Here is a 13,828-nt window from a genome sequence, read left to right as displayed (position 1 = left end):
CGTGCCGGTTACTTGACGGAGGTGCGCTTGGCGCTGTGGCCGGCGGCTGCGGGCGCCACCGGCCGGCGGCGGGCCACGTGCGCGCGCTTGAGCGGGAACTGCAGCAGCTTCGACGCCGGATGTGCGGCGGCGTCACGCTCGGCGCGGTAGCGGCGGCGCACGAGATAGACCGGGCGCTGCTTCGATTCGTGATAGATGCGGCCGAGGTATTCGCCGATCACGCCGATGCCGATCAACTGGATGCCGCCGACGAACAGCATCACGGAAATCAGCGACGCGTAGCCGTGCACGGGGTTGCCGAACAGCAGCGTGCGCATGACGATGTACGCACCGTAGACGAGCGAGAGCGCGGCAAACGCGAGGCCGATGTAGGTCCACACGCGCAGCGGCACGGTGCTGAAGCTCGTGATGCCTTCGAGCGCGAAGTTCCAGCGCCGCCACCCGGAGAATTTGGAGCGTCCGCCGCTGCGCGGCGCGCGCGTGTATTCGATGATCTCGGTGCGATAACCGACCCACGCGAACAGGCCTTTCATGAAGCGACGCCGCTCGGGGAGTGCGCACAGTGCGTCGACGACCTGGCGGTCCATCAGGCGGAAATCGCCGACGTTCTCCGGCATCTCGACTTCGGAGAGCCGGTTGTGCACGCGGTAGTAGAGCGCGGCGGCCACGCGCTGCATCAGCGGATCGCACATGCGGTCGGTGCGCTTGGCGGCGACTACCTCGGCGCCGGCGTGCCAACGTTCGACCATCGCGGGAATCAGTGCGGGCGGGTCCTGCAGGTCGGCGTCGATCAGGATCACGGCCGCGCCGGCCGCTTCGTCGATGCCGGCGGTGAGCGCGGCTTCCTTGCCGAAGCGCCGCGTGAGATCGACGATGCGCACGCGCGGATCGCCGGCCGCGATGTCGATCAGCTTGTCCAGCGTGCCGTCACGGCTGCCGTCGTTGATGCAGACGATCTCGAAGCGGACCGCGTCGACCGATTCGAGGACGGGCAGTGTTTCGGCAAAGAACGCGTCGATCGTTTCGTCTTCGTCGTGAAACGGCACGACGAGCGAGACCAGCGGTTTTCTGGCGTGCGTGGGCATGCATCCCCCGAGAAATCCGGCCTGCGCTGCACCGTATGGATCCGGGTGTCGTCCACCGCAGCCGGACGACAGGCGTTACGAATATTGTATGCAGAAATGGACGATTCGTAATACCGATGCGCGGGGGGCTGTTTCACCGTCGGGGCACGGTTCGTCGACGGCGGGCGCGCTGCAAGGCAAGCAAGTATCGGGATCGTGCTTATCGGTGCATGGGGGCGCGCGGGAGTGGCCTCATGCGATGCCGTGGCCGGATTCCGATGGTCGGCGATCCGCCCGCATCAAGCAGGGCGGCCGAGCCGGCCGCACGTGGCAATCCGCTCAGCGCGTGCGAACGCTATCGGTGCGCGCGCCGCGGCCGGCGACCTGTGCACGCCGCAGCAGCATGAGCAGGGCGACCGACGTGACCGCGGGCCCGATCTGCAGCAGCTTCATCCACGGATTCAGGAACTCGTACAGCGGCAGCGCCCACATCGCGGCGACGACGCTTTGCTCGCCGCGCAGCCAGCCGTTCTGCGAGCCGATCGCGATCATGCACGCGATCGGGATGCACAGCCACGACAGTTCGTAGTGCCAGACATAGGGATTCGCGGCGAGCGTCGCGATGACCAGTACCGCGCCGCGCAGCCGTGCGTCCCGGTTGCGGTGCCAGACGAAACACGCGGCCGCGATCGCGATCGCGGCGATGCCGGCTTGTCCGGCGTACGCGAGTGCCGGCGACAGGCCGGCGAGGCGAAACGCCGCGAACGGCGTCGGCGACGCAAACCAGAACGGCACGCCATGCTCGATGATCAGCGAACGCAGCGCGCCGGCGTTTTGCAGAAAGAGGCGGACCGATTCGATGCCGCCCGTCGCGACTCCCAGCGCGGTGAATGCGACGGCGAATGCCGCGGCCCACGCGAACGCACGCCATGCGCGCGCGGCAATCAGCACGAACGGGAACAGCAACGCCAGTTGCGGCTTGACCGACAGCAGGCCGATCAGGAAACCGGCCAGCATCGGCCGCCGATCGACGAAATACACGGCGAGCGCCGCGCATGCCGCGGTCAGCATCGCGTTCTGTCCGTACGTCGCGGTGACGAACACGCCCGGACACGCAAGCAGCGCGAGCCAGCCGACACGTTTCGCGCCGGGCGTTGCGGCGAGCCCCGACACACGCCAGGCCGCGACGCCAAGCAGCACGATGCCGAGCGCGATGAACAGCGGATAGCTGATTGCGTAGGGCAGCAGGGCGAACGGCGCCACCACCAGCAGATACGAAGGCGGGTACAGCCACGGCAGGAACGCATAGCGGCCGGTCGTCGGGAACAGGCCGGCGAGCACCCGCGAGAACGTCGGGACGTCGTAGGCCTGCCACGACGAGCCGTGCAGCATCAGGTGCGACGCGGACCAGAACACCATGTACCCCGAGCCGGGGCGGAACGTGCCCGGGTCGGTCGAGAGGACGCCGTTCCAGACCAGCAGCGACACGAACAGCACGCCGATCGTCAGCATGACCGCGCTGTAAAGCGCGATGCGGCCGGGCGTCAGCCAGACGCGAACGGCGCGTTCGTCGGTCCGTATCGATGAGCTGGAAATATCCATGCGACGTTACTTGACCGACAGGTTGCGCGATACCGGCGCGCCGACGGCGGCGGCCTGCCGGCGCCGGGCCGCGGCGACGCGCCGGACCGGAAACTGCAGCAGCTTCGAACGGTCCGGCTGCGCGGCGTGCCGCACGGGCTGCTGGATCGCATGGGCGTCGGCGCGGTAGCGGCGGCGCACGAGATAGACCGGGCGCTGCTTCGATTCGTGATAGATGCGGCCGAGGTATTCGCCGATCACGCCGATGCCGATCAACTGGATGCCGCCGACGAACAGCATCACGGAAATCAGCGACGCGTAGCCGTGCACGGGGTTGCCGAACAGCAGCGTGCGCATGACGATGTACGCACCGTAGACGAGCGAGAGCGCGGCAAACGCGAGGCCGATGTAGGTCCACACGCGCAGCGGCACGGTGCTGAAGCTCGTGATGCCTTCGAGCGCGAAGTTCCAGCGCCGCCAGCCGGAGAACTTGGAGCGGCCGCCGCTGCGCGGCGCGCGCGTGTATTCGATGATCTCGGTGCGGTAGCCGACCCACGCGAACAGGCCTTTCATGAAGCGACGCCGCTCGGGCAGCGCGCACAGCGCGTCGACGACCTGGCGGTCCATCAGGCGGAAATCGCCGACGTTCTCCGGCATCTCGACTTCGGAGAGCCGGTTGTGCACGCGGTAGTAGAGCGCGGCGGCCACGCGCTGCATCAGCGGATCGCACATGCGGTCGGTGCGCTTCGCGGCAACGACCTCGGCGCCGGCTTGCCAGCGTTCGACCATCGCGGGGATCAGCGCGGGCGGGTCCTGCAGATCGGCGTCGATCAGGATCACGGCCGCGCCGGCGGCTTCATCGATGCCGGCAGTGAGCGCGGCTTCCTTGCCGAAGCGGCGCGTGAGATCGACGATGCGCACGCGCGAGTCGCCGGCCGCGATGTCGATCAGCTTGTCCAGCGTGTCGTCGCGGCTGCCGTCGTTCACGCAAACGATTTCGAAGCGCGCGGTGCCGATCGATTCCAGTATCGGAACGGTGGTCGCGAAGAATGCATCGATCGCTTCCGCTTCGTCGTGAAACGGCACGACGAGCGATACCAACGGCTTTCGGGTGTGCGTGGACATACGTCCCCCCGTGAGATCCGGTCTGCGCCGCATTGTCTGGTCCTGTTGTCGCCGAATGTGCGGAAACGGGTCCGGTTCGGCGCAAGTCTTGTGTTTGTGATGGCCTGGTTGGCTTGCTGCGGGCCGGGCGGCAAGCTTCGGATGATTGTACGCACGAATGACGCGATGGTGACAGGGGGCGCGGGTTTGCTCGGGGGAGGGGTTTCAGCGATGTGGCCGGCCGCCGGCGGGCGCGGTCGGCGTGATCCGCGACCCGCCGTTCACGCGTGTGCAGCGGTTAGCATGGCGTCTGCAACGACGGCGACGGAGACGGCCATGCAAGTTCAGGATCTGACGGGCGCACCGCTGGATTATTGGGTCGCGATCGCGGAAGGCCATGACGCCCCGCGCGCCGACGCGTCCGGGTGTACGTCGATTCGCGCACCGGGCGGGGCGCCGGTGCCGTTCGCGCCGTCGTCGTCGTGGGCGGACGGCGGCCCGATCGTCGAGCGGTTGCCGTTCGCCGCATTCGAGCGCGATGGCGGCCGCGGCGCGTGGCGGGCCATACTGCACCGCGCCGTGCCGGCCGCGGGCGAGCGCTGCACGTTCAACCAGTCGGGGCCAACGCTGCTGGTCGCCGCGATGCGCACGCTCGTCGCGTCGACGTTCGGCGACGACGTGCCGGACCTTGATATGGCGCGGCCGCGCTGAACGCCGCCGCTCGCGGCATCCTCACGCAGACACGTTCCGGATCGCGATCGACGCGACGTCGACGCGCCGCGGCAGGATCGCGTCCGCCGCCGCGCGGTCGGCGACGCGCTGCAGCACGTCGATGTCGGCGCCGCTGAGGCTGCGCTGAGCGAGCGCGGCCCGGTGCGCGATGTCGGTGGCCGCGTCGGGCGGCAGGCGCGTGAGCGACGCATAGACGCTCGCGTAATCGACCGGGTGCGCGAGCGCCCACTGGCCCGCGCGGGCGAGCCGTGCGAGTACGTCGGCGAGCGCCGCGCGCTTCGCGCGATCGTCGAGCGTGTCGACCGGCGACGTGAGGAACGCGAGCCCCGAATTGATGCCGCTGCCGTCGCGGACGATACGCGCGCCGCGTCGTACCGCATGTCCGTAGTACGGGTCGAACGTCGCCCAGATGCCGATCCGTTTCGCCTCGAACGCGGCGAACGCATCGACGGGCAGCACGAAGCGCACGTCGACGTCGCGCGGCGCGAGGCCGTGTTCGCGCAGCGCGCCGTACAGCTGGTATTGCGAGATGCTGCCGCGCGCGGACGACACGACGACGGTTTGCCCTTTCAGGTCGGCGACCGCGCGGACCGGCGAATCGGGCTGCACGACGATGCCGAGCGACGCCGGCGAGCCGACGCGCGTCGCGACGATCCGCAACGACGGATCGCCGAGTGCGGCCGTCAGCACGGGCAGGTCGCCGGCCGGCGCGAGATCGATCGCGCCCGCGCGCTGGGCCTCGAACAGCGGCGCAGCGCCCTGGAAATTGGCCCAGCGGAACCGGTAGGGCGTGCCGTCGAGCACGCGCGCGGCTTCGGCCAGCGCACGCAGGCCGCCGGCCTGGTCGCCGAGCACGAGCGTGACGCCCGACAGGTCGGCGCCGGCCGCGCGGGCAGGCAGCGCGATGCCGCCCGCGAGCGGCGCGGCGGCGAGGGCGGCAAGACGCTGCAGCACGCGGCGGCGCGCTATGGCGGAAGAGGGGTTCATCGGCGGCGTGTCCTCGGTGATCCGCGCACGTGCGGCGCGGCTGCCGGGCAGGTTACGGAATCGGTTTCCGGCCGACAAACATCGAATCGTGAAATGCATATTCGCGCGGCGACGGCCGCAACGGCCGATATCGACGCGCGCGAGTACGTTATGCAGCGGGCGGAACCGTGCGCAGGAACGCCCGCACGGCGGGCGCCTTTTCGAACCGCCGGTGCGCGAGTGCGAGTTCGGACGTGATCGGCTTGCCGGCGATCGGCCGGTACACGACACCCGGCAGCGACACGCAACCGGCGAGCGCATCGGGAATCACGGCGACCCAGCCGTTCACGGACACGCATGCGAGCACCGCGAGCAAGCCGCCCGGCCGCGCGGCGATCACTGGCGCGAAGCGGCCGCGGCGCGCGACCTCGAGCGTGCCGCGCTCCTGTTCGGGCACCGCGAAGCGCGCATCGGCGAGGTCGGTCGCGCGTACGGCCGCCATCGCCGCGTAACGCGAATCGGCCGGCACGGCCGCGACGAACACGTCGCGCTGCAGCGTGACGATCCGTAGGCCCCCGGGCAGCGGCAACGGCGGGCGCACGTACGCGAGGTCGAGCCGGCCCGCGTCGAGCTGGTTCGCGACGTCGTCCATCGGCACTTCGCGCAGGTTCAGCTCGATGCGCGGGTGTGCGGTGCGAAACGCGCCGACCGTGCGCTGCAGCGTGCCCGAATAGACGGCGGACGATACGTAGCCGATCTCGATCCGGCCGAGTTCGCCGCGTTCGGCCAGCGCGGCGAGTTCGCGGCCGCGCTGCAGGTGCTCGAACGCGGCGCTGGCCTCGGCGAGATAGGCCTCGCCGGCGGCGCTCAGCGTGACCGCGCGGCGCGACCGGTGAAAGAGCCGCACGCCGAGCACGCGTTCGGCTTCCTGGATCTGCCGCGTGAGCGCGGGCGGCGCCATGTCGAGCGCCTCGGCCGCGCGGGCGAAATGCAGGTGCTGCGCGACGCTCAGGAACGCGCGCACATGACGGAATTCGAGCCGATCCATGATTGCAATTTTCGTCAATAAAACAGCATGAGAGTGTCAATGACAGGCAATACCGGGCAAGCCTAGCATACGGGTCGTTGATCCTGTTCCGGAGTTGCCGATGTCCCAGTCCTCCCCGGCGTCGCGCGCAGACGCGGCCGCCGCCCCGCGCGCGGGCACCCGCCTGCCGGCTGCCGCGACGCTTGCCGTCGCGTCCGCGACCTGTTCGCTGATCGTGCTCGACACGAACGTCGTCGCCGTGTCGCTGCCGAGCATCGCGCGTAGTTTTCATGCGAGCTTCGCCGAGATCGAATGGGTCGTGAGCGCGTACATGACCGCGTTCGCCGCGTGCCTGCTGCCGGCCGGCGGACTCGCCGACCGCTTCGGCCGCAAGCGGATGCTCGGCGCGGGGCTCGCGCTGTTTTTCGTCGCATCGCTCGGCTGCGGCGTCGCGCCGTCGGCCGGCTGGCTGATCGCCGCGCGCGCGGTGAAGGGCGGCGGCGCTGCGCTGCTGCTGACGGCCGCGCTCGCGGTGATCGCGAACCGGTTTCCGGAAGGGCGCGAACGGGCGCGCGCGTGGGCGATCTGGGGCATGTGCATGGGGATCGCGACGGCGATCGCGCCGCTGGTTGGCGGCGCGATCACGCAATGGATCGGCTGGCGCTGGGTGTTCCTGCTGAACCTGCCCGTCTGCGCGCTGCTGGCGGTTGGCGCGCGCGTCGCGATCGACGAATCGCGCGATCCGCACGCGAAACGCGTGGACGCAGCCGGCAGCCTGCTGTTCGGCGCGGCGCTGTCGTGCGCGATCGCGGCGCTGATCGGCGCACCGTCGCACGGCTGGCTGTCGGTCGCGACGCTCGGCCGGCTCGCGCTTGCCGTCGCGCTGTTTGCCGCGTTCATCGGCGCGGAACGCTGGCAGTCGCGGCCGATGATCGATCTCGCGCTGTTTCGCCAGCCGCGCTTCGTCGGCGCGGTGCTCGCGATGTTCGGTTATGCGGCGTGCGCGCAGGTGATGATGACGTTCCTGCCGCTGTACCTGCAGAACGCGTTCGGGATGTCGGCGATCGACGCGGGGCTCGGCATGCTGCCGTTCGCGTTCGCGATGGTCGCCGGGCCGTCGCTCGGTGCGGCGCTCGCCGCGCGCGTGTCGTCCGGCGGCGTGCTGGCGGGCGGGCTTGCGCTGATCGGCGCGGGTAACCTCGCGACCGCGGCGCTGACGGCCAGCGGCGACTACCGGCTCGTCGCGCTCGGCATGTTCGTGACGGGCTGCGGCGCCGGCATCATGAACGGCGACACGCAGAAGGCGATCATGGCGTGCGTGCCGCCGAACCGCACGGGCATGGCGTCGGGCATCAGCACGACGACGCGCTTCTCGGCGATCGTGACGGCCGTCGGCGTGCTCGGCGCGGTGCTGGCCGCGAGCACGCACGCGCAACTCGATCGGCTGCTGTCCGCCGCGCCCGGGCTGCGCGCGTTCGCCGACGCGCCGTTCATGTCGAGCCTGCTGGCCGGCGATCTCGCGCAAGCGCTCGGCCGCGTGCCGCCGTCGGCGGCCGGCGTGCTCGCGAAGGCGGCGCCTGTCGCGTTCGCGAGCGGGTTCGCCGACGCGCTGACGGTAAGCGGCGTGCTGGCACTCGTCGCGGCCGTCGTTGCATACAAGTTGCTTACGCAACCGATGCGCGACGCGTGACGCTTATCCCGGTGTGTTTCGCTCGCGGCTTAGTGCGATTTCGTCGTGTGGCGCAGATGACGCGCGACGCGGGCGACGAGCGGCCGGCGCGACACGCGGCAGCGCGTTGCCTTGCGTGCCCGCGGCACGCGCAGCGGGTCGGGCGCGGGCGTCGCCGGGACGGTTGCGGCCGCAACCGCTGCAACCGCCGGCAGCGCGGCCTCGGCATCGAGCCAGCCGCGCGTCGCTTCCGCGATCAGCCCGCGCAGCCAGCGCACGCCGTCGGTGCACGATCCCGATTCGTTCCACGTCATCCGGTACACGATGTCCGGCGGCTCGACCGGCAACGCGACGGCGGCGAGCGGCAGCAGCTTCGCGTAGTGCCGTGCGAGCCGGTACGTGGTGGTCAGGATCAGGTCGGAGCGCACGAGTGCATGCGCGGCGAGTTCGAAGTGCGGCAGCGTGACGACGATCCGCCGCAGCAGGCCCACGCGTTCGAGCTGCCGGTCGATCGCGCCGGACGCTTCGAGCCACGACGGCGTCGGGCACAGCTGCGGTGCATCCGCGAAATCGCCGGCCGTCATCGTGCCGCGTCGCGCGAGCGGGTGCGTCGCGCGCATCAGGCACACGACGCGATCGTCGAACAGATCGTCCTGCCGGAACCGCGACGAACGCGCCGGGCGATTGTCGATCACGACGTCGAGCTCGCCGTCGGCGAGCGCGCGCTCGTCGTCGAAGCCGTCGCCGAGCGGATGGAACACGAGCTGCGCGTTCGGCGCGCGCTCGCGGAACAGCGCGACGAGCTTCGGCACGAACAGCACGTTCAGGTAGTCGGGGCAGCCGATCCGGTAGGTGCGCACCGACGTGCGTGCATCGAACCTCGGCTGCTGGATGCGGATGAAGTCGATCACGCGCAGCGCGTTGCGCAACGGTTCGATCAGCCGCGAGCCGAACTCGGTCGGCACCATCCCGTAGCGGCTGCGCACGAGCAGCGGATCGCCGAGCAGCGTGCGCAGGCGCTTGAGCGCGGCACTGGTCGCCGGCTGCGACATGTTCAGGCGCACGGCCGCACGCGACACGGTGCGCTCGGTCAGCAGCACGAGCTGGATGCGCATCAGCCGCGCATCCAGCACGTCGAGCACGCCCGCGGTGTCGGACGTGTCGCGGGGCAGCGCGTTCGGGTCTAGCGGGTTCCGCATGCCGATACGCCTCCTGGCGACGCAGTGCCCGCGCGCGACGCGACAGCCGGCCGGCGGCCCGTCATTTTGCGAAGACGCCCGGCCAGCCGACGATCCGCTTCGGGCGCGGCGGCGCATACGTGCGGACCTTCGACGTCTTCAGCTTCAGGCGCACCAGCGACTCGGCGAGCGCGACCGCGGCCGACACGCCGTCGACGACCGGTACGCCCGTGCATTCCTCGATCTGCCGGTCGAGGCCGGCCATCCCGCCGCAGCCGAGGCAGATCACTTCCGCGTGATCGTCCTTCACCGCGCGCTGCGCCTGGCCGACAATCGACTCGATCGCGCGGGCCGGGTTCTCTTCGAGTTCGAGCACCGCGAGGCCGCTCGCGCGCACCGACGCGCAGCGTGCATCGAGCCCGGCGAGCTTCAGGCGATCCTCGATCAGCGGCACCGTGCGGTCGAGCGTCGTGACGACCGAGTAGCGATGGCCGAGCAGCATCGCGACGCTCGCGGCCGCTTCGGTGATGTCGACGACGGGCACCGTCAGCAGTTCCTGCAAGCCTTCGCGGCCGTGTTCGCCGTAGCCGGCCTGGATCACCGCGTCGTACGGCTCGTCGTAGCTCAACACGCGATCCATCACGGCGATCGCCGCGAGGTAGCTCTCGAAGTTGCCTTCGACCGACTCCGCGCCGAAGCGCGGCGTCAGCCCGACGATCTCCGTGCCCGGCGACGCGGCTGCCTGAGCCTGCGCGGCGATCGCGTCGGTGATCGACTCGGTGGTGTTGACGTTGACTACCAGGATCCTCATCGGTGACTCCGTATGCGTGTGTTCAGTGTTGCGCGCAGGCGACCGCGATGTGTTCGCCCGAGCGCTCGTCGTATTGCCGCTTGCGATCGGCCAGCAGCCAGTACACGCTGCCCGCGATGGCCGCGCCGAGCAGCCACGAGAACGGCGTCATCGCGCTGAAGGCCGGCACGACGGCGAGCGTGATCGAGATCAGCGCGGACGGCACGAGGGCCGCGAGCGCCTTGCGGTTCACGCCGCGTGTGTAGAAATAGGCGCCGGTGGGCGCTTCGGTATAGAGATCGGGCACGTTCACGCGCTGCTTGCGCACGAGCCAGTAGTCGACCGTGATGATCCCGTACAGCGGGCCGAGCAGCGCGCCGAGGCCGGACAGGAAGTAGACGATCACGATCGGGCTGTTGTACAGGTTCCACGGCATGATCAGTACCGCAACCGTTGCGCTGATCAGGCCCGCGCGGCGGAACGACAGCCGGTGCGGCGCGAGGCTCGTCAGCACGAAGGCTGGCGCGACGAAGTTCGCCATGATGTTCACGGCAACTGTCACGATCAGGAACGCGAGGCAGCCGAGCACGAGGAACAGCTTGTTCGGCACCGTCGCGATGATTTCGGTCGGGCTGTGGATGATCTGGCCGTTCAGCTTGAACTGCGCGCCCGCGAGCACGAAGCTGATCGTCGCGAACACGAGGATGTTGACCGGCAGGCCCCAGAAGTTGCCCACGCGCACCGTCTTCGCACTCGGCGACGAGCGCGCGAAATCGCAGAAGTTGAGCACCAGCGTGCCGTAGATCGCGAGCCACAGCGAGCCGCCCGCGAAGATCTCGGTCCACATCTTCAGGCCGGTCAGCGGCTTGCCGATCGACATCGCGAGATGGCCGCCGGTGCGGCTGAACATCCAGGCGGCGAGCGACAGCGTCGTGACGAGGATCACCGGGCCGGCCAGCCCCTCGTACTTGCGGACCATTTCCATGCCGTACGTGAGGATGCCGATCTGCACGAGCCAGATTGCGACGAACGTGATCCAGCCGAGCGTGGACAGCCCGAAGATCGCGTTCTGGTCGAAGGCGGCGAGGCCCGGCCAGACGGCGGTGAGCAGCACGCGCAGCACGACGGAGGCGAGATAGGTCTGGATACCGAACCATGCGATCGCGATCACCGCGCGGATCATCGCGGGCAGCAGCGCGCCGTAGATGCCGAAGCTCATCCGGCTGATCACCGGGAACGGCACGCCGGTCTTCTGGCCCATGTAGCCGGTGAGGTTCATGAAGCAGTACACGAGTACCGCGCCGATCGCGAGCGACGCGAGCATTTGCCAGCCCGACAGGCCGAGTGCGAACAGCCCGATCGCGAACGAGTAGTTCGCGATGTTGTGCACGTCGTTGGTCCACAGCGCAAAGATGCTGTAGCGGCCCCAGGTCCGGCCTTCGGCCTTGGTCGGCGCGAGATCGGGGTTGTGCAGCCGCGGACTCAGCGCGGGGTCGCGCGCGGCCGTATCGGTTCGATGCGATGCGTCGTCCGCGCCGAGCACGATGCCCGGGCGGTGGGTGGCTTCCAGTTGCACGCCGTTGTCTCCTTCCATGTGCGGGGCGCGAAACCGGCAGCGTATGGACGCTGCGCCGGCCCGGCCGCCGTGGACGTTATGTCTCGGATTTGTTCGCGAGTATGGGTGGCCGATTCGGTGATGGGAAATTAAATATTCGGCTGGGCGTCATTTGAAAAATGAATGGGATGCGGCCGGAGGTGGGGCCGGATGCGTGGATGGCGCGGTGGCCTGCGTGCGCGGCGGACGACGACGAATGAAAGCGGGAAAACGCACACGCCGGCGTGGCGGCGTGCGCTGTACGAAGCGGGGGGCGTGGGACGGACCGCGCGACAGGCGCGGTCGTAAAAGAAGGGACAGCGTCGCGCGTGGGCGACGCAATCCGTCAGCGGTTCACGAGCTTCGCCGGAAATGCAAGCGCGAGCGCGCAGCCAACGAGCATGCAAGCGGCGAAGCCATACAGCCCCGCGCTTTGCGAATGGAACGTATCGCGCAGCCAGCCGATGAAATAGGTGCTGCCGAACCCGCCGAGGTTCGCGATCGAGCACGCGAACGCGATCCCGCCGGCCGCGGCCGAGCCCTTCAGGAACGTGGACGGCAGCGCCCAGACCACCGGCATCGCGGCCGCCGCGCCCGCGTTGATCAGCGAGAACAGCAGTATCGTCCCGAGCGTGCCGTGCGACGACGCCGCCGCGATCGTCAGCGCGACGGCCGACACCATGAACGGCACGACGATATGCCAGCGGCGCTCGCGTGCGCGATCGGAGCTCGCGCCGCAATACAGCGTGGCGAGCACGGCGGCGGCATTCGGAATCACCATCAGCCAGCCGATGTGATACGCGTCCTTCACGCCGGTGTCGCGCAGGATCGTCGGCAGCCAGAAGCTCACCGCATACAGGCCGAGCAGCACGCACAGGTCGATCAGGCCGAGCGCCCACACCTTCGGATCGGAGAACGCCTTGCCGAGCGCGTGGCTCTTGTTGCCGGCCGGATCGGCGTCGAGATTCGCGCGCAGCGTCCGCTTTTCGTCGGCGTTCAGCCATTGCGCGGATTCGATGTTGTTGGGCAGCCAGCGCAGCACCGCGAAGCCGAGCAGCACCGACGGCAGCGCTTCGAGCAGGAACAGCCACTGCCAGCCGCCAAGCCCGTGCGCGCCGTCGAACGCGCGCATGATCCAGCCGGAGATCGGACTGCCGATCATGCTCGACAGCGGCAGGCCGACCATGAACAGCGCGACGATCCGCGCGCGGCGCGCATCGGGATACCACTGCGTCAGGTACAGCAGCACGCCCGGCAGGAAGCCGGCCTCGGCGGCGCCGAGCAGGAAGCGCACGACATAGAACTGCATCGGCGTGTGCACGAACATCGTCGCGCCCGACAGCAGGCCCCACGTGATCATGATCCGCGCGATCCACAGCTTTGCGCCGACGCGCTGCAGCACCAGGTTGCTCGGGACTTCGAACAGGATGTAACCGCCGAAGAACAGGCCGGCGCCGAGCCCGTACACGGTATCGCTGAACTTCAGCGCGTCGAGCATCTGGAGTTTCGCGAGCCCGATGTTGATGCGGTCGAGATAGGCCGCGAAGTAGCACAAACAGAAGAGGGTGATCAGGCGCAGCGTGACCTTGCGATAAAGATTGCCGTGCAGCGCGTCGTCGGGGGAAACGGCGGCGCTCGGGTGTGCGGTAGACATGGGGTTGCCCCTGTTCGAATGTGACGGATGAATGGGTGGCCGATCGACGCGAGCGAAGGTTCCGCTGCGCACTGGAGTCTGTATATCACGGCAATTAAATAGCGTACACACTAGAAAATACGGAATCGCACAGGCATGAAAATCGACGCGTGTCGGCAAGCGTTCGTGTGAAGAAAACCGCGCTTTTAGTGGGGTTTTAGGCGATCTAAAACATGTGTATGAATGATCTGGGAGCGCGCCTGAATATGCACAATATTCGTGCGTATGCGCTTAAAAATGGAGTGTGTGCGTGAAAGCCTGCCGCAGCGCGTAAACGCGTGTGCGGCAGCAGGTTCGGACGCGGGCGGCCGATCGTCCCGGCGGTGCCACCGGCGCAATCCGCTCCTGTCAGGCGATCGTCAGGCATGCTGCGTAGCGGGCACCGCGAATCCTGATGCACCGCAATGAAGCGGCTGCCCGGCGGCCGGTT

Annotated in this window: 11 protein-coding genes; 2 read left to right on the top strand and 9 right to left on the bottom strand. The window is 68.9% G+C overall.

Annotated features, from left to right (window positions below):
- Positions 1-8: 8 nt before the first annotated feature.
- From ACN22W_RS24730 to ACN22W_RS24720, 3 genes are all read right to left on the bottom strand, one after another.
- Complete coding sequence (locus tag ACN22W_RS24730) at positions 9-1,085, bottom strand: glycosyltransferase family 2 protein (protein ID WP_419689759.1); 1,077 nt, start codon at positions 1,083-1,085, stop codon at positions 9-11.
- A gap of 318 nt (positions 1,086-1,403) precedes the next feature.
- Positions 1,404-2,666, bottom strand: coding sequence for a glycosyltransferase family 87 protein (locus ACN22W_RS24725; protein ID WP_419689758.1), 1,263 nt, complete (start codon positions 2,664-2,666; stop codon positions 1,404-1,406).
- Positions 2,667-2,672: 6 nt separating this feature from the next.
- Positions 2,673-3,770, bottom strand: a complete 1,098-nt coding sequence (locus tag ACN22W_RS24720; protein ID WP_419689757.1) for a glycosyltransferase family 2 protein — start codon at positions 3,768-3,770, stop codon at positions 2,673-2,675.
- A gap of 315 nt (positions 3,771-4,085) precedes the next feature.
- Here ACN22W_RS24720 and ACN22W_RS24715 point away from each other — a divergent pair, with 315 nt between their 5' ends.
- On the top strand, positions 4,086-4,460 hold the full coding sequence (locus ACN22W_RS24715; RefSeq protein WP_419689756.1) for a phage protein NinX family protein: 375 nt from the start codon (positions 4,086-4,088) through the stop codon (positions 4,458-4,460).
- 21 nt (positions 4,461-4,481) lie between these two features.
- Here the strand turns inward: ACN22W_RS24715 and ACN22W_RS24710 are convergent, their stop codons facing one another.
- The gene (locus ACN22W_RS24710) at positions 4,482-5,468 is read right to left on the bottom strand and encodes an ABC transporter substrate-binding protein (RefSeq protein ID WP_419689755.1); all 987 of its coding nucleotides are present in this window, start codon (positions 5,466-5,468) and stop codon (positions 4,482-4,484) included.
- Between the two features lie 148 nt (positions 5,469-5,616).
- Positions 5,617-6,495 carry a LysR substrate-binding domain-containing protein gene (locus ACN22W_RS24705; protein WP_419689754.1) on the bottom strand — a complete coding sequence of 293 codons (879 nt, stop codon included), beginning with the start codon at positions 6,493-6,495 and terminating at the stop codon, positions 5,617-5,619.
- Positions 6,496-6,595: 100 nt separating this feature from the next.
- On the opposite strand from ACN22W_RS24705, the gene ACN22W_RS24700 reads away from it, so the two are divergent.
- Positions 6,596-8,164 (top strand): MFS transporter, encoded by a 1,569-nt coding sequence (locus ACN22W_RS24700; RefSeq protein WP_419689753.1) that lies wholly within the window; start codon positions 6,596-6,598, stop codon positions 8,162-8,164.
- Between the two features lie 29 nt (positions 8,165-8,193).
- On the opposite strand, the gene ACN22W_RS24695 is transcribed toward ACN22W_RS24700, so the two are convergent.
- From ACN22W_RS24695 to ACN22W_RS24680, 4 genes are all read right to left on the bottom strand, one after another.
- Positions 8,194-9,342, bottom strand: a complete 1,149-nt coding sequence (locus ACN22W_RS24695; protein ID WP_419689752.1) for a LysR family transcriptional regulator — start codon at positions 9,340-9,342, stop codon at positions 8,194-8,196.
- Between the two features lie 61 nt (positions 9,343-9,403).
- A complete protein-coding gene (locus ACN22W_RS24690; RefSeq protein ID WP_193100883.1) occupies positions 9,404-10,132 on the bottom strand; it encodes an aspartate/glutamate racemase family protein in 729 nt (242 codons plus the stop codon).
- A gap of 22 nt (positions 10,133-10,154) precedes the next feature.
- Positions 10,155-11,705: an NCS1 family nucleobase:cation symporter-1 gene (locus tag ACN22W_RS24685; RefSeq protein WP_419689751.1), complete on the bottom strand. Its 1,551-nt coding sequence runs from the start codon at positions 11,703-11,705 to the stop codon at positions 10,155-10,157.
- Between the two features lie 346 nt (positions 11,706-12,051).
- Positions 12,052-13,359: an MFS transporter gene (locus ACN22W_RS24680; RefSeq protein ID WP_419689750.1), complete on the bottom strand. Its 1,308-nt coding sequence runs from the start codon at positions 13,357-13,359 to the stop codon at positions 12,052-12,054.
- Between the last annotated feature and the right edge of the window lie 469 nt (positions 13,360-13,828).

Source organism: Burkholderia theae (assembly GCF_048565265.1).
Taxonomy (GTDB): Bacteria; Pseudomonadota; Gammaproteobacteria; order Burkholderiales; family Burkholderiaceae; genus Burkholderia; species Burkholderia theae.
The sequence above is the reverse complement of the archived record's forward strand: the minus strand, read 5'-3'. Positions and strand labels throughout refer to the sequence as shown.